Here is a 16822-nt window from a genome sequence, read left to right on the forward strand (position 1 = left end):
TTAATAAGTTCAGGTTTTTGGCCCCAAGCAAAGTTTGCTATTTGTGGATTTAAATCAGTAACACGCTGCGGCTCTTCAAAGCTCGAATCTGTTTGATAAAAGTCAGGGAACTGCTGATAGGTTTGTTCTGTGAATAGGTACTTGTCGGCATTTTTGGCTTTTTTCACTACATCAAAACGTTTTTTACCGGCAAGTATGGTTGTTACATTATTGCTTGCTAAATTTAGCTTGGCTACTTCGGTTTGTTTTGTTTGTAAGTTATTGGCACTTAATAATAATGTTTCGTTGGTTTTAAAGCCGACTTGTTGTTTATCAAGCTTGATAACACGGTATTGAGTATTGGTTTCTTTACCTTGAGTAAGCTGTGTGGCTTGTTGGCTTTTGACATCGAATGCCCAAATATCGTATTTGCTATACACTAATACTTGGCTGCTATCAACACGCCAACCTGCTACGCCGTAACTAGGTTGGGCAGAAGGGTAATCGTGCTTGTCATCAGCAAACGTTGCTTTAATTGCAGTTGTAAGTGCGGTGATTTTATTATTATCTAAGTCTTTTAATTGTACCTGGCCATTTTTAAAGTACGTCGCAAACTTGCCATTGGGCGATAGGCTGGGTTTAAATGGGTATTCTTTAACAATTTCACTGTGAGTACCCGTTGGTACATCAATAGCGTAATAGTCAGCAAAAAAACCATCGTACATTATACGTTCTAAATAAGGCTTATCAGAGTAGCCCAGTAATGCCGTACGTTGAGTGTTAAGTTCAGTTTCAGCAATTTCTGGTGTGGTTAATTGCACCACCTTAGCGTTATTAATATGGTAAACCGCTTGGTAGTGGCGATTTTTATTGGTTTTATTCCACTGCTGTTCTTCGCGAGGTTTTATCTCTGCATCGTTATTGTGCCAAACGTTTAGTTCTTTGTATTCGCGAATTGTGGCAGGGTCATACAGTGAAGCTTCATCGGTATATTCTTTTGCGGCTACTTTTTCTGCAAGTTTTGGGTGGTTTTGAAAGTATAAGCGATCGCCATCATCAGACCATTCAAGTTTGGCCGTTTTACCTATTCGCCAGTTTTTGTTGTTTGTGTTGCTTGAATTAATAGCGCTAAGAGAATCATTTCTCCAAAGCTGTAAGCTATAATTGCGCCTGCGAGTATCGTCATTCACATAGTTACCTAGTGTAAATGCGGCGGTATTACTTTTTGGCTGCCATGCTATTTTATTTACGATCACACCCGGTTCATCAATTAACACGCTAGTATTAAAATCATTGTTAAGTTCAACAAGTATGACTTGGTTATCGTTGCCATCAAGGTAACTTTGACTTGCCAATAACTGCTCGCCGGTGGCGCTAATGGCATAACTAAACACATTATCGAGCTTATGAGTGGTTTGGTTATCGAGGTTAATAACAACCAGATCAAAAGCGTTATCTTTTTTATCTGGCGTTATTTCGCTGATTTTTTCAGGTGTTTCATCTGTTGATTTTTTAGTTTCTTTATCAACCCGATAAGCAAGCCATACACCATCATCAGACAGTTTATAGTCTTTTACATCACTAAAGTTTTTTTGCTCGCTAGTTTGGCTATTCACTAATACAAGATTATTTTTAAGCTGATCTTCTTTCTTGCTGGTTTCTTTTTCCAATAAGCTCGGGACTTGTGTAAAAGCGACCCAATTACTGGCTTTATTTATAACCGGAGCAGTGCCGCGTTCAACCTCTGCAATTAATTTATTACTGCTTAAGTTGTACACTTTGCCATTGCTATCACCTCGATAGGGTTTTGCACTAAAACTAAAGATCTGGCCGTTTTCAGATAACTGCGTTTCTTGTGCATATTTAAAGTCAAACACGTCTTTAAATTGCAATGCTTCTTTGGCACTTAATGCAGTGCTACTCAGGCTTGAAATTAACGCTAAACTGAGTAAGGAAAATTGTGCTTTCATTATTATTTCTCGTTTTACAGTGGTCACTCATTGTAACGCGTTTCAATAATGATTCGAGTAGATACGATAAGTGGTCAAAAATGGAGGTTGAAAGTTACAAGGTTAAAGCGGCAAGTTATAAATAGGGACTAAACTTTGTTCCTGTCTTATTTTTGTATGAGACTATGTTGGTGTTTGAAGAACTACTGGTTTGGTCGCGTGCGTTCGGCTCTTTTTACTTATTCAAATATTGCAGTGGGTCATCAGCGAAAAGTAACGAACGGTTATGTACGTTTTTTATCTTACGCAAAAGGTCGCGGTGGGGCACTAAGATCTCAACTATAAATTGCAGACAAAATAGGTGAGATCGAAGAGGTTTTAGCGGTTAATTGGATTGATGAATATAATCAGCTCTTGGGAGTCGTGAATTTAGCCTATAACCAAATTTTTTGTAGTTCAGGCCACTGCTTTTCAAATTGGACGCTTGGATTTGCTTTAAAATCGCTGCGTACAAACTGGTTCATTTTGCCTTCAATGTACGCCAGTAAAAAGTTTGCAAGCGTAAGCTCATCACTTTGGAAGGTTTTACCTTCGCGAAGCTTTCGCTCTCTTAATACTTGTTTTAATTGGGTTTCGAGCTTTTCAAATAAGCCTTGCACACGTTCGCGCAGACGCTCTTGCTCACCTTGTAGGGCATCGCCTGTTAAAATACGCGTAATACCAGGGTTTTTTTCAGCAAAAGCGAGTAGCAATAATAGAATGTTGTAAATACGGCTTTGGGTTTCTTTTTCGTTTTCTAAAATTAAGTTGATTCGTGACAGTAAGGTATCTTCAATAAACTCAATTAACCCTTCAAACATACGTGCTTTACTTGGGAAGTGGCGATAAAGTGCAGCTTCAGAAACGCCTACTTCAGCAGCCAGCTTTGCTGTGGTAATACGTTGTCCTGGGCTTGTTTCTAACATTTGTGCTAGGGCTTGCAGTATTTGCTCTTTGCGATTACTTCTTTTTGTCGCAGGCATGAACATTCCTTTCTTAAATTTATTACTTGCAGTGTCTATTTTTTGCAAATGAAAGGCTCATGTTAATGTTTTATTCAGGTTCTTTCCAGCGTTTTTACAAACGCTGGGCAATTTCACTCATGATTTTTAAGGCTAAATCGGTTTTACTACTAAGTGGTAGTGTGCGATTTGAATCAACCCAGAATAGGGTTAGCGCGTTATTGTCGCTGTTAAAGCCAACACCTACTTTCGATACATCGTTAGCGCAAATCATGTCTAAATTTTTATTTTTAAGTTTGCCTTGGGCATATTGCTCAACATTTTGTGTTTCAGCGGCAAAGCCAACGGTATAAGGGCGCTGCTTAGTAAGTTTAGCAACACTTGCTATGACGTCAGGATTTTTAGTCAATGTAAGTATTAGTTCATCACCTTGTTTTTTCATTTTTTGAGCCGCAACGTTACTTGCGCGATAATCAGCGACCGCCGCGCAGCCAATAAATACATCTGAATGTACAGCAAGCCTGAGCGATTCATTAAGTAGTTGTTCGGCGCTTTCTATGTTTATCAAATTACTCCCTACCGGCGCTTTAATATTTACTGGGCCAGAAATAAGATTCACTTTAGCCCCTAATTCAAGGGCGGCTTCGGCAAGGGCATACCCCATTTTTCCTGAGCTGCGATTAGATATAAAACGTACCGGATCAAGCGCTTCATGAGTTGGCCCTGCGGTAATGGTAATTGTTTTACCGCTTAGTAGTTGTGGCTTTGCTGTTTGGGTGCATAGCTCTACAAGCTCGTGAGGTTCGAGCATTCTGCCAGCGCCTACATCGCCACAGGCTTGCTCACCTTTACCCGGGCCCCAAATTGCTATTTGGCGCTCTGCTAGGGTGTTTAAATTAGCTTGAGTTGCAGGGTGGGCATACATTTGCTGATTCATTGCAGGAGCCACAGCCACTTTAGCGGGGGTTGCCAGTAATAAGGTGGTTAATAAGTCATCGGCGATACCCGCAGACATTTTAGCAATAATATTGCTGGTGGCAGGGGCGACTAAAATTAAGTCAGCCCATTTGGCAAATTCAATATGGCCCATGGCGGCTTCTGCTGATGGATCGAGTAATGAGTCAGATACCGCTTCACCGCTCACTGCTTGCATTGTTAGTGGGGTGATGAAATGTTTAGCTGAATCAGTCATCACTACTTTTACAATACAGCCACGTTCTTTTAAGCGGCGCACAAGTTCGGCGCATTTATAGGCTGCAATACCGCCACTGATACCCAGTAAAATTTTTTTGTTTGCTAACTCTGTCATAACTCATTAATGCCTAATATTGATATGTCTTAACGATAGCAAATCTTTAAAGCAGGCACGACGTTTATTAAATTGAATTTAGATAACAAGAGCAGGAAAAATTTTATTTTTGCATTACAGTTAAAAGAGTACATTTTATTTTAGGGACGAAATAATGCAGTTAACTTCTTTGCCGTTATCGCAACGACCACGAGAAAAACTATTAGCAAAGGGTGCTAGTGCCTTGAGTGATGCTGAATTATTAGCGATATTCTTACGTACAGGTTTGCCTGGCATGAATGCCATTGAATTAGCACAGCACTTAATGAGCCAAAATAACACCTTACATAATTTGTTTAATGCAAGCTTAGATGAGTTTTGTACACAAAAAGGGCTAGGAGTTGCTAAATTTGTACAGTTACAAGCGGTGCTCGAGCTAAGTCGGCGTTATATGCTTGAACAGTGCCAGCGTGATGCCGTGTTTAACTCACCACAAGCGGTCTATGATTATTTAACTATTCAGTTACGAGGTTTACAGCAAGAAGTGTTTATGGTGCTTTATCTCGATAGCCAAAATCGTTTGATTAAAGATGAGACATTATTTTACGGAACGATTAATGCGGCATCGGTGTATCCGCGAGAAGTTGTTAAAGCGGCGCTTAAAAATAATGCTGCTGCATTAATATTAGCGCATAATCATCCATCAGGAATTGCAGAACCAAGCCAAGCAGATAAGTTAATTACCCAAAAACTACAAAAGGCATTACAATTGGTTGACATAAATGTGCTCGATCACATCGTTGTGGGTGGAGATAATTGCGTTTCGTTTGCTGAGCGAGGCTTTATTTAAACTTTGTTAAATGCTTAACAGTGTTAAAAATGAGCGGTTTAGCGTTTTTTTTGAAATTAGTTTAATTTAAATGCAGTTTTTACTTTCCCTAAGGGCATTCGATCTTTATAATTGGCCGCTATCAAATTTACATATGAGCTGGTTGAATTAGATCAAATACTTGATCTTTGCCTGTATAAGCTGTATAAAGAGCGCCCTTCGATTTATACCTAGGGCTCAAAATACATGGCCTTAGGGAAAATTAAGCTCGAGCGAAGTTATTGGAGATATATAGACATGTCTAAAGTATGTCAAGTTACAGGTAAGCGTCCAGCGGTTGGTAATCACCGTTCACACGCGAGAAACGCGACTAAACGTCGTTTCCTACCTAACCTACAAACACACCGTTTCTGGGTTGAAAGTGAAAAACGTTTTGTAACATTACGCACTACTACTAAAGGTATGCGTATTATCGATAAAAAAGGCATCGACACGGTTCTTACAGAAATCCGTGCTCGCGGCGAAAAAGTTTAAGAGGCTGAATCATGCGCGATAAGATCCGTTTAGTTTCAACTGCCGGTACTGGTTTTTTCTACACTACTGACAAAAATAAGCGTAACATGCCTGAAAAAATGGAAATCAAAAAATTCGATCCTAAGGCTCGTAAACATGTGATTTTCAAAGAAGCTAAAATCAAGTAATTTTAGTTCTTTCAGAGAATGTTAAAAACCCAGCCTATCTAGGCTGGGTTTTTGTTTTTAGAGTTTATAAAATTTGGGTGTGACAATATGTCGCAGCGACATCCGCTGACTAAGTTATTAAAATAATCCAAATTTTCTAAAAACAAAATAAAAAATGCGGCTCACAAAACTCTCAATACTTACCCTTACTATTAGCTCATCGATAAACGCACAAACACCAAATAATGAAAACTTAGAACATATGGTGGTTACCAGTACTCGAGAAGCAAAAGCAAACGTTGAACTTTCTGAATCGGTGGGAGTTATTACTGAACAAATGCTGGCCGACATAGCGCCAGCTCATCCAGCGGAAGCATTAAACCGAGTTGCTGGTGTGTATATTAATAATTTAGGTGGTGAAGGGCATATGACGGCGATTCGTCAGCCTTTAAGTACCGCAGGCGTTTATTTATTTTTAGAAGATGGTATTCCTACCCGCCCCACGGGCTTTTTTAACCACAATGGTTTGTATGAAATCAATGTGCCACAAAGTAGCCGCTTGGAAGTAATAAAAGGTCCCGCATCGGCACTTTATGGCAGTGATGCGATTGGTGGCGTTATTAACAGTATTACCAAAGCTCCGAGCACAGACTTTCTTGCTGAAATAAATGCTGAGCTGGGCAGTGATGGCTGGCAGCGGGGATTACTCTCACTCAGTAATAGCCTCAATGATAATGCCGCAGGTAGAGTTGATTATAACTATACCCAAAGTGATGGTTTTCGTGATGAGAGTAATTACGACCGTCACTCAGTAAATGGTCGCTTAGATGCTGAGCTTGGTAAAAACTGGCAATTGAAGCTAACGGGTTCCCATTCACAGATTGACCAGTCAGGTAGTTCATCGCTTGAGTATGACGATTATCAAAATAACCCTGAGAAAAACCTTTACCATGGTGAAATTGGCTACCGTAAGGTCAGTGCTAGTCGTATCTCTATAGAGTTAAATTATACGCTAAGTGAGCAAAGCTTACTGTCGTTTACGCCTTATTATCGTAATAATGAATCTGAAATGATGCCAAGCTGGATGATCACTTATGATGCTAATTTAGCTGAAACTGAGTTTCAATCTTATGGTTTAATGAGTAAATATCGATACCGAAGTGATTCAGGTAATGTTGAGTTTATAGCGGGTGTTGATATTGATAGTACACCAGCTAGTTACCGTGAAGAGCAAATAACCATAGATCAACAAGCTGATATATACACCAACTATAGTAAAACTGGGCAGCTTAATTACGATTATGATGCCACCCAACGCTCTATTTCCCCTTATTTGCATGGGGAGTACCAACTAAACAAGCAGCTACGATTTAATGCAGGTGTACGCTTTGACCGTTTTGAAGTGGATTACACTAATAATTTAAGCGATGCCGCATTTGATTACGCCCATCTGCGCCCTGAAAGCCAAACTATTAGTTACAGCAACACCAGCCCTAAACTTGGGGCAATCTATCAGTTTAACAATTCACATAATATGTACGTTAGTTACCGTTATGCCTTTCGTGCGCCTACGGTAGGTAATTTATTTCGTCCTGGCTCTTCACAAGGTTCAACCGAGCTTGAACCAGTACACAGTAAAAGTGCTGAAATTGGTTTTCGCGGTCAGGTTGGCAACCAGTTTGATTATGAAATCGCAATTTATGATATGAATACTGAGGACGATATTGTTTCAATTATCGAAGCAGGATCGCGGGTTACAACTAATGCCGGTGAAACAGAACATAAAGGCATTGAGATAGGGGTAGACACCATGCTGGGCAAGCAGTTACAGCTAGGTATGTCTTATACTTATACTGACCAAACCTATAAAGACTTTAATTATGTTTACTTTTCCACAGATTGTTTTTGCTCGCAAGAGCTTAACTTTGCTGACAATAAAATAGCTAAAGCGCCTGATCATAGTGGTAACTTACGATTGGTTTATTATCCTAATTGGTTAAATGGCCTGCGCGGCGAACTCGAATACAGTTACTTAGGTGGTTATTACACCGATCAAACTAATACCCAAACTGATGACGGCCATAACTTAATAAATTTACGTTTTAACTACGATATTAACGACAAAATGCAAGCCTATTTTAGAGTTATGAACCTAACCGATGAGCTATACTCGTCATATACCTCAAACCAAGTTGGCGATCCTGATTTAAGCTATCGTCCTGGACAGCCACGAAGTTTCTTTGTTGGCTTTCGTTATGGCTTGTAAGGGGTAGGTGATGAGAAAACTATTAAATACATGGCATAAAAAGTTAGGTTGGTGGGGGCTTGCAGCACTACTTATTTGGGGAGGTAGCGCAATTAGTCACCCAATTATGAGCTGGTTTGGCCCGCAGACAGTGGCTTTTTCAGCGCCTAAATTACAACTTAACCACGCGCAGCTTAGCGGTTTTAACCAACTAGTAAAAATGCCTAGTGTGACTGCGAGCGCGCAAGTGGTCAAAGTGGTTGCTAATGAGCAGTATGGTGGACTGTTACAGGTTACACGCAAAGGTAAAGCGAGCCGTGATTACTATAATTTAGAGACTCTAGATTACCTCACTGATTTTGATAAACAACAGGCTAAGTGGCTAGCCAGTTACTATAGTGGTATTGCCAGTAATAAAATTGATGCTATAAGCGTAATAGAGCACTTTAGTGATGATTACCCCGCAGTTAATCGCTTATTGCCCGTTTATAAAGTTGACTTTAATAACGGCACTAGCACTTATGTATTTACCGAAACTAACAGCCTTGCCAGTATTACTAATGGCTTTAAAAACACGCTAAAAGCTGTATTTATGCAACTTCATACCTTTGCCTGGTTAGAAAGTATTGAGTATGGCCGTTTAGTTATTATTGGCTTATTAATGGTTACATTATTTGCAATGGCCGTTACTGGACTTGGGTTGGTGTTTGCTATGCGTAAACGCGCTATAAAGCAAACGAGTCGTCGTTATCATCGCTATTTAGCTTATGCACTTTGGCTACCATTACTTGGCTGGTCTGCCAGTGGCTTCTATCACTTATTATATAGTTCGCAAGCGACAAGTGTTAGTGGCCTACGTTTACAGAGCATAGGGTGTATTAATACACAGCAAACCTTAAATAATGATTGGCTTGCTCGCTATCAAAGTAAAAGCTTAACCAGTATTAGTGTTGTTAGTGATGCACAAAATAATGCTGTTTACCGTTTAGGAATAGCAACTAAAAAAGTGGCTAATGCTAATCGTAATAGCCGTTTTAAGGGCATGCCTAGTGAAGCACCAGCCGTTTATATCAACCCATACTCGGGTAATGAGCGCAATGATATAAACGATAAAAGCCAAGCCACACTATTGGCAAAGAAGTTTAAAAAAGACGAGCAAGTGAGTGTTGACGATAGCCAAATTGTAACTCGTTATGGGGCTGATTATGATTTTCGTAATAAGCGCTTACCGGTATGGAAGGTTGAGTTAGATGATACTCAAAGCAGTTGGCTATTCGTTGATCCAATAAGTGGTATTTTGGTTGATCAAAGTCGCAGTCAAGACCGTCTAGAGCGATTATCGTTTTCACTGTTACATAAATGGAGCCACTTAACATCGTTTACTGGGCGAATTTTGCGTGATGGTATGATTGTAATTACTTTATTACTGCTGTTAGTAATGGCGGGATTTGGTACAAAAATGATGCTGAAAAAACGCCGAGCTCGATAACAATTTACGAGTTATGAAAAAGCGCGATTAAAATCGCGCTGATAAACAAAATAGACATTTGGTGCGGCTTTAAACCGCACCAAACTTATAGTTTAGCAAAAGTATCTTGTAGTGGCGGGACAACCTGCTTTTTGCGACTCAGTACACCGTCTAACCATACTTGGTCATTTTCGGCCTGTACATTGTACGCACCTTCAATAACGGTGATATCGTCTGAGGCAATTAGCATTTGCGATCCTTCTTTCATAATATCGGTAAGCAGTAATAATACTGAGTGACGACCGCCTTCTTGCTTTAATTTAGCTATATCAGCTTCAAGATCTGCTTTTATATCGTCAAATACGGCAAGATCAATAACCTCTAATTGCCCAATACCAACGAGCTTACCGTTCATGTTGAAGTCTTTAAAGTCACGCATAACTAAGTCGCGTGCAGGGGTATCTTCAACAGCTGATTTTACTTTAAACATTTCCATGCCAAGTTCTTTAAAATCTTCGATGCCAGCAATTTCTGCAAGGGCTTCAACACATTTAATGTCAGCGGTCGTGCACGTTGGTGATTTGAAGATAACGGTATCGCTTAAAATTGCGCATAGCATGATGCCTGCAATGTCTTTTGGAATTTCAACATTATAAAAGTCGTACATCATTTTAATAATGGTATTTGAACAGCCAACAGGGCGGATCCAGCACTCAAGTGGAGCAGAGCTTGTTAGGTCACCAAGTTTGTGGTGATCAACAACACCAACAACGTGAGCTTGGTCGATATCATCAGGAGCTTGGGTTTTTTCTGTGTGGTCTACAATATACACATCTTCACCCGCATAGCTTAATTTAAGTTCCGGGGCTTCGAAACCAAACCTATCAAGAATAAATTGTGTTTCAGGTGATACTTCACCTAAGCGAGTGGGGATTGCTGGCTCTTCGATTTGGTTTTTCAAATAAGCCAGTGCAATTGCACCACAAATAGAATCTGAATCTGGGATCTTGTGACCTACTACATACATTGACATTGACGGAGCTCCTTAAGTTTTGCGTTATTTTAGCAAAGTTATCTAATATTGACACACTCTGGTTGCTGAATTTGTATATTATTGATAAAAAATTCGGCTGCCATTTACGGCTCTTTTTGGTTACACTTTAACTAATTGAATTTTTAGGAAGGGCTCAAATGCAGTTAAGCCGCAAAGGCTGGAACAATGTGCTTATATTCTCCATGCTGTTGATGATTTTCTTCTTTAATGGTTTGCACAAAAAGCTTAATAGCGTGCCTACGAAGCAAGATGTACAGGCTGTGTTGCCCGCACAGAATTTTGTGTTAGCGCTTGCTTTTCCAGAACAAAAAAAAGGGCTCATGTCTCAGCAGCAAGTTGCTGACTTAATTAGTTATTGGCAAAGTGTTGAGCTTACACTTGTTGAGCGCAAAACTAATGAGCAAACCCTAACGCGTATTTATGTTGCTGCTTTATGGCTTGCCGGCGAGCAGCTACTGTCGTTAATTAACTTTCAAAAAAGTGAAGCTGATGCCTGAATTACCTGAAGTTGAAGTGAGCCGTTTAGGCATCACCCCACACATACTGAACCAGCAAGTTACTCAGGTGAATATCCATAATCCCAACATGCGCTGGCCAGTCCCTGATGATGTAAAGCAGATTCAGGGCTTAAAAGTGACAAAAGTAGAGCGCAGAGCAAAATATTTACTTTTGTACTGTGAGCTCGGCAGTGTGATTTTACACCTGGGAATGTCGGGTAACTTACGAGTGGTTGATAAAACAGAGCCACTTAAAAAACATGACCACATTGAATTTATTTTTGCTAATAATAAAGCGCTGCGCTTAAACGATACGCGCCGTTTTGGCTGTTGCTTATGGCAAGCGCCCAATGAGTGTCACACTTTATTAGTTAAGCTGGGCCCTGAGCCGTTAACCGATGAGTTTGCAGCTAAACGTGTTTACGAGCAGTCACGAAATAAAAAAATACCGGTAAAACAGTTTATTATGGATAACGCGGTGGTAGTTGGCGTGGGTAATATTTACGCCAATGAATCATTATTTAAAGCGGGTATTCATCCAAAGCGAGAAGCGGGTAAAGTCTCACTAGCACGTTATCAGCGATTAGTGCCTATTATTAAAGAAACACTGGCAGCAGCGATAGTACAAGGCGGCACTACACTAAAAGATTTTGCGCAAAGTGATGGTAAGCCGGGTTACTTTGCTCAGCAATTATTAGTGTATGGGCGCAAAGGCGAGCCATGTATGAAGTGCCAACAGCCATTAACTGAAATTCGTTTAGGTCAACGTAGCACGGTGTATTGTTCTCAGTGCCAAAAATAAATAAGGGTGTAGTGGGTGAGTTTCGTCCTAAATCAGTAAGTGCTTTTAGGACGAAATGATTTAAAGCTCAAAAGGAGCTACGCCAACGGCTTTCATTTTATAACCTACTTGGGCTATTTCGCCTGACCAGGTTTCTGTGCTGATCACGCCGGTCACTACGATGGCATCGTAAAGGCTTTCGATTGGCACGCCCCCTTTTATGGTTACGTGAACAATTTGATTTGGCGGCGGTGGTGGTACGTGAATACAAGCACCAAAGTAAGGAACAAGCAAAAATTCGGTGATTACTTCATCATCGCCTTCCAGCGGCACAACAAAACCCGGTAAGCTCACTGATTGGCCGTTCAGTTCTTTAACTATTGGTGCGTCTAACTCTGGTTGTACCCAGTTTTGCTCTGAGCCTTCGTGGTTAGCTTGATTTTGAGTATCAATTTGCACATGCCCTTGAGGAATTAAGTCTTCCCAAAAAATTTCTTTTGGTTCACCTGCCACACTAGTGAGGCTAACAACCAATAAGCATAAAACACTTATTTTTTTAAAATACTGCATAACAACCCTTATTAAATTTTAATGCTCATGCCATCGGCTAATGAATAAAAATAAGCACGTGTTGCGGGTATTAAACCAACAATAAAACCAGCCGCCATAATAGCGCCGATTAGTGTTAGTTCATAGTATGAGAGCATGGTAATCGTAATAGTAATGCCGGCCTGACTTTGCAAATACCCAGCAGCAAATGCCATCAACAAATAAAACAGCCCAACACCGACTAAGCAACCAAGGCTGGTGATAAGTAGCGACTCGATACTGATCAATGAAAAAACATGCCATGGTCTCGCTCCCACTGAACGCAAAATTGCTAGCTCTCGGCGGCGTTGATTAAGGCTTGCCAATAATGTAGTAAGCATGCCAAGCAAGCTAACTAATACCACAACAATAGAAAACAGCAGCAATATTTTTTCTACTATGGATAGCATTTCCCAAAGCTCACGTAATGTTACACCAGGCATAATTGCCAGTAGTGCTTCGTCTTTATATTGGTTGATATTGCGACGTACTTGCAAAGTATACAAAGGCGAATCAAAACCCATTAAAAATGCTGTAATTTGCTTTGGCTCACCGACTAAATCATGTTGATGTTCGTGTTCGTGTTCATGGCTTGGTTCGTGACTGTGATCATCGTGGCTACCTTGTGAGTTACCACCATGAATAAGTTCAATGGCAGCAAGCGGAATATGCAGAGTCTTATCCACGGGGGTGCCGGTGGCATCTAAAATGCCCACTATTTTAAATGGGTTATCGTCATGGTGATGAAAACTGGTATTGCCCATGCCGTGAGAAATAACTATTTCATCACCTAGTTGATAATTAAGTGAGTTGGCTACATCGCTGCCTAGCACCACCTCATCAATATGAGTAAATGGTTGGCCTTGAGAAAAACTTAATAATTGCTTTTTACCAAAACGATAATGGCTAAAATAATCGGGGGAAGTGCCAAGCACTGCTTGTCCTTTGTGGCTATCACCTAAAGAAATTGGAATGGTCCAATTTACTCCGCGCTGGCGCTTAATATACTGATAACTTTTCCAGCTGAGGCCGTTGTTAGCATGGCCGATACGAAACACTGACGAAAGCAATAATTGAATATCACCCGTGCGTGCACCAACAATTAAGTCGGTGCCTGAAATCGTATTGCTAAAGCTGCTCTTTGCATCAACGCGGACACGTTCAATACTTAACAGTAACATCACGCTGATGGCAATAGTAAACAAGGTTAGAAATGCGCTTGCACGGCGATTTAGTAAGCTTTTATAAGCTAGTTTAGTTAGTAGCATGAGGGTTGGCTCCTTGTAACTCTACTAAGCTTATAGAACGAGTAAATAATGCTTCTAGCGATTTATCATGGCTAACAAAAATTAAGCTGCTGTTGGCTACCTTTGCTTGTGCGAATAATAATTTAATAAAGGCCTCTCGGTTATCGGCATCAAGGGCTGAAGTAGGCTCATCAGCAATAATTATTTCAGGGCTGCCAATAAACGCACGTGCTGCAGCAACTCGCTGTTGCTGGCCAATGCTTAGCTCTGCCACTGATTGCTGCTGTAACTGTTTTTCAAGCCCTAGAGCATCAAGTAAACGGCTTGCTTCTACGTCTAAGTGAGCACTGCTGGCAAGCGCTGTTTGCTTACGTTTTTCTGAAAATTGACAGCCAAGCATGACATTCTCAATTGGTGACAAATAAGGCAGTAAGTTAAAGTTTTGAAAAATATAACCTAAATGATCAGCACGAAAAGCGTCGCGTTTAGCGTGGCTAAGTGTTTGAATCGAGGTGTCAAGCAGGGTTATTTCACCCGCTGTTGGCGTATTAATACCTGCAAGTAATGATAGTACAGTCGATTTACCTGAACCGCTGGGGCCGTGTAAAAACACATGCTCGCCTTGGCGTATATGTAAGCTATCAATTGAGAGAGTTGGTTTTACTTGTTGAGCGTGCCATTTAAAAAGCACATTGTTAAGTGTGATCATGAGAACCTATGCAGTGTTACCAACGCCAGTAACTTAATTTTTTACGCATCTTAAAATTACGAATTAAATTAAGAGGCTTTGGCTTAAGTGGCAGATTGTTAAATAATAATTCATTACTAGCGGCAAGTACACGCCGGCTCGATAAACCGTCTTGGTATGGGTGCAACTGCTGGCAGAACTGTTCAATCTTACTCATAAGATCGTGTGGGTGAGTTAATGCATAATCGATTGCGGCCTCGAGTTTATCTGCGTCAGTAACATCAATTAAATGTTCACCAGGGTCTTGGTTGCAAAAAGTGACCACCGGCTTACGTTGTAAAATAAACATCAATAAAATTGATGATGTGTCGCATAGCATGACGTCTGCTGCTTGTAGTAACGGCAGTACATTATCGGTTTCAATAAACGTTAAATTTTCATTCTCGAGGGCTTTATATTGTTCAACTAAATACTGCGGCATTTTTGGATGAAATTGTACCAAAATACGCCACTTACCTTGCTCGCTAAAGTGCTTTATTTGCTGGTAAAGCTTTGGTGCAAGGGATAAGTTACGAGAGAATGTTGAACAAATTAATAATGTTTTTCGAGAGTTTAAACTATTAATATAAGGATTATTTAAGGTTGGCGAAAAAAGTGGGTCTAAAGTTGGCCAGCCGGTCTCTTTAGTTTCAAAAAAACCATGTTTCTTAGCTAACCGCTTAAACTTATCTGTTGTATTTGGTCCCTGCGTACAATAAAGGTCGAAACAGCCTCTAATATTAAAGTGATCCTCAAAACCTCTTCGGTTAACTTTACCAGAATTAAAACCATGAAAAACAGCTACTTTTTTACCTGGGATAAAGTTTGGAACGGTATTTCCTGGTATAAAAACGACATCAGGTTGCCACTGACATATTTGATTAACTGAAGTTAGCTGTGCTTCATCTGGGTGTAAAAAATGCGGATTCACATTGCAGCCTTCCAAAAACCACTTTACTTCGCCACCACGAGCTAAAATTTCATGCTGCAATGGGCGCAAAATCGCAAATGAATAATTTTGAGAAATGTACATTAAATATTTTTTTTGCTGAGTCGCGGCTAAATAATCCAAGTGTTACCTCCCATGATTGAGACCGCTATTATAACGGTATATTGTTTATGACAGCAAAATTACCTGAAAATTAATATTTTTTATCTTTTTTATTTCTGTGCTGATGTATAGCAGGCCAGAGATTGAGCTTTCGATGAGTCTAGATTATTATAGGCAGCTATAACCCCAATCCCATATTGCGTTTTTCAAGCGCATGCCATACATCCGGAGATAGCATGACTAGCTATAAAGTTTTAGACGTTAACGATGATTTACCCATCCGCACTAAAGGTGAAGTACACAGTGGTAAAGTACGTTCGGTTTATTGGTTAACTGATGAAGATAGTGCCCGCTTAATTAGTGACAAAGGTTACAACGTACCTAAAGACACTGAGCTTGCGATAATGGTGATTTCTGATCGCATCTCTGCGTTTGACTGTATTTGGCAAGGTGAAAATGGCCTAAATGGCGTGCCGGGTAAAGGTATTGCACTTAACTCAGTTGCTTCTCATTGGTTTAAACTATTTGATCAAGCAGGTCTTGCAGGTAATCACATTGTTGATATTCCACACCCTTATGTATGGATTGTACGTAAAGCCAGTACGGTAAAAGTAGAAGCTATTGCGCGTCAGTATATTACTGGCAGCATGTGGCGCGATTACGCGAAAGGCACTCGTAATTTTTGTGGTATTGATTTACCTGAAGGCTTAACGGCCAACCAAAAGCTGGATGAAGTTTTAATTACTCCTTCTACTAAAGGGGTTATTACTGGGGTTGCTGAGATCCCACCGGTTGATGATGTAAATATTACCCGTGAAAATATTATTAATAACTTAAGTGTATTTAACTTTAAATCTGAAGATGATGTGGCTAAATACGAAAAGCTATTAGTGGAAGGTTTTGGCTTAATAAGCCAAGAACTTGCAAAACTTGGACAAGTATTTGTTGATACTAAATTTGAATTTGGTTATGTCGAAGGTGTTGATGGCACGGATAAACTTATTTATATCGACGAAGTGGGTACGCCGGATTCGTCACGTATTTGGGATGAAGCGGCTTATCAAGATGGTAAAATAATTGAGAACTCTAAAGAAGGGTTTCGTCAATTGCTTATAAATAACGTATCAGACAGCGATGTACTACTTAATAAAGACCGTATGGATGAGCGTGAGCAGTTAGCGCAAAGTTATGCCTTACCTGAATCAGTGATGCTCGAAGTGTCAAATACTTATGTTGGTATTGCGAGTAAAATTATTGGCCAAAACATTTCGATTCCAACAGATCCGCGCAGTGAAGTCATTGCTATTTTAGACAAGGAATATGATTTAATCGTCAAATAGTAATTATAAAGTATGAAAAAAGCGCAGTTACTTAAATTTAATTTATTGTTACTGGGCTTTTATCCTTACATTTATAGCCAGTTTTTAATTAACTGAAT

At 40.0% G+C, this 16822-nt stretch carries 16 protein-coding genes; 8 read left to right on the forward strand and 8 right to left on the reverse strand.

What is annotated here, in order from left to right; all coding sequences use genetic code 11:
* The 3 genes from ACT3RM_RS06950 to coaBC form a co-directional block, all read right to left on the reverse strand.
* Positions 1–1949 (reverse strand): S9 family peptidase (locus ACT3RM_RS06950; RefSeq protein ID WP_444511351.1); only part of this gene is annotated, 1949 nt, incomplete at its 3' end.
* A 413-nt stretch (positions 1950–2362) separates the two neighbouring features.
* Entirely contained in the window at positions 2363–2950 is a 588-nt protein-coding gene (slmA, locus tag ACT3RM_RS06955) for a nucleoid occlusion factor SlmA (RefSeq protein ID WP_441836262.1), read from the reverse strand.
* 94 nt (positions 2951–3044) lie between these two features.
* Positions 3045–4238 carry a bifunctional phosphopantothenoylcysteine decarboxylase/phosphopantothenate--cysteine ligase CoaBC gene (gene coaBC / locus ACT3RM_RS06960; RefSeq protein ID WP_441836261.1) on the reverse strand — a complete coding sequence of 398 codons (1194 nt, stop codon included), beginning with the start codon at positions 4236–4238 and terminating at the stop codon, positions 3045–3047.
* A gap of 154 nt (positions 4239–4392) precedes the next feature.
* Here coaBC and radC point away from each other — a divergent pair, with 154 nt between their 5' ends.
* The 5 genes from radC (at position 4393) to ACT3RM_RS06985 (ending at position 9460) form a co-directional block, all read left to right on the forward strand.
* On the forward strand, positions 4393–5067 hold the full coding sequence (radC, locus tag ACT3RM_RS06965; RefSeq protein WP_441836260.1) for a RadC family protein: 675 nt from the start codon (positions 4393–4395) through the stop codon (positions 5065–5067).
* A gap of 276 nt (positions 5068–5343) precedes the next feature.
* Positions 5344–5580, forward strand: a complete 237-nt coding sequence (rpmB, locus tag ACT3RM_RS06970; protein WP_008464111.1) for a 50S ribosomal protein L28 — start codon at positions 5344–5346, stop codon at positions 5578–5580.
* Positions 5581–5591: 11 nt separating this feature from the next.
* Complete coding sequence (gene rpmG, locus ACT3RM_RS06975; RefSeq protein ID WP_004587947.1) at positions 5592–5747, forward strand: 50S ribosomal protein L33; 156 nt, start codon at positions 5592–5594, stop codon at positions 5745–5747.
* A gap of 154 nt (positions 5748–5901) precedes the next feature.
* A complete protein-coding gene (locus tag ACT3RM_RS06980; RefSeq protein ID WP_441992850.1) occupies positions 5902–7992 on the forward strand; it encodes a TonB-dependent receptor family protein in 2091 nt (696 codons plus the stop codon).
* Between the two features lie 10 nt (positions 7993–8002).
* Entirely contained in the window at positions 8003–9460 is a 1458-nt protein-coding gene (locus tag ACT3RM_RS06985; protein ID WP_441834225.1) for a hypothetical protein, read from the forward strand.
* A gap of 85 nt (positions 9461–9545) precedes the next feature.
* Here ACT3RM_RS06985 and ACT3RM_RS06990 read toward each other — a convergent pair whose 3' ends face one another.
* Positions 9546–10472, reverse strand: a complete 927-nt coding sequence (locus ACT3RM_RS06990; RefSeq protein ID WP_441834224.1) for a manganese-dependent inorganic pyrophosphatase — start codon at positions 10470–10472, stop codon at positions 9546–9548.
* Positions 10473–10630: 158 nt separating this feature from the next.
* Here ACT3RM_RS06990 and ACT3RM_RS06995 point away from each other — a divergent pair, with 158 nt between their 5' ends.
* Together ACT3RM_RS06995 and mutM are read left to right on the forward strand one after the other, a co-directional pair.
* On the forward strand, positions 10631–10990 hold the full coding sequence (locus tag ACT3RM_RS06995; RefSeq protein WP_441834223.1) for a hypothetical protein: 360 nt from the start codon (positions 10631–10633) through the stop codon (positions 10988–10990).
* Entirely contained in the window at positions 10983–11792 is an 810-nt protein-coding gene (gene mutM / locus ACT3RM_RS07000; protein ID WP_441834222.1) for a bifunctional DNA-formamidopyrimidine glycosylase/DNA-(apurinic or apyrimidinic site) lyase, read from the forward strand. Before ACT3RM_RS06995 ends, mutM begins: the two co-directional genes overlap by 8 nt.
* A 60-nt stretch (positions 11793–11852) precedes the next feature.
* Here mutM and ACT3RM_RS07005 read toward each other — a convergent pair whose 3' ends face one another.
* From ACT3RM_RS07005 to ACT3RM_RS07020, 4 genes are read right to left on the reverse strand one after another with little or no spacing between them, the layout of a single operon-like run.
* Positions 11853–12341 (reverse strand): DUF3299 domain-containing protein, encoded by a 489-nt coding sequence (locus tag ACT3RM_RS07005; RefSeq protein ID WP_441834221.1) that lies wholly within the window; start codon positions 12339–12341, stop codon positions 11853–11855.
* Positions 12342–12352: 11 nt separating this feature from the next.
* A complete protein-coding gene (locus tag ACT3RM_RS07010) occupies positions 12353–13627 on the reverse strand; it encodes an ABC transporter permease (RefSeq protein ID WP_441834220.1) in 1275 nt (424 codons plus the stop codon).
* Positions 13614–14315 (reverse strand): ABC transporter ATP-binding protein, encoded by a 702-nt coding sequence (locus tag ACT3RM_RS07015; RefSeq protein ID WP_441834219.1) that lies wholly within the window; start codon positions 14313–14315, stop codon positions 13614–13616. The genes ACT3RM_RS07010 and ACT3RM_RS07015 overlap by 14 nt, the downstream gene beginning before the upstream one ends.
* Before the next feature lie 16 nt (positions 14316–14331).
* Positions 14332–15405, reverse strand: a complete 1074-nt coding sequence (locus tag ACT3RM_RS07020) for a CDP-glycerol glycerophosphotransferase family protein (RefSeq protein WP_441834218.1) — start codon at positions 15403–15405, stop codon at positions 14332–14334.
* A 215-nt stretch (positions 15406–15620) separates the two neighbouring features.
* On the opposite strand from ACT3RM_RS07020, the gene ACT3RM_RS07025 reads away from it, so the two are divergent.
* Positions 15621–16724: a phosphoribosylaminoimidazolesuccinocarboxamide synthase gene (locus tag ACT3RM_RS07025; protein WP_441834217.1), complete on the forward strand. Its 1104-nt coding sequence runs from the start codon at positions 15621–15623 to the stop codon at positions 16722–16724.
* The last annotated feature ends 98 nt before the right edge of the window (positions 16725–16822 follow it).

Origin of the sequence: Pseudoalteromonas sp. AOP7-A1-14 (assembly GCF_052376275.1) — a bacterium.
In the GTDB taxonomy this organism is placed as follows: Bacteria; Pseudomonadota; Gammaproteobacteria; order Enterobacterales; family Alteromonadaceae; genus Pseudoalteromonas.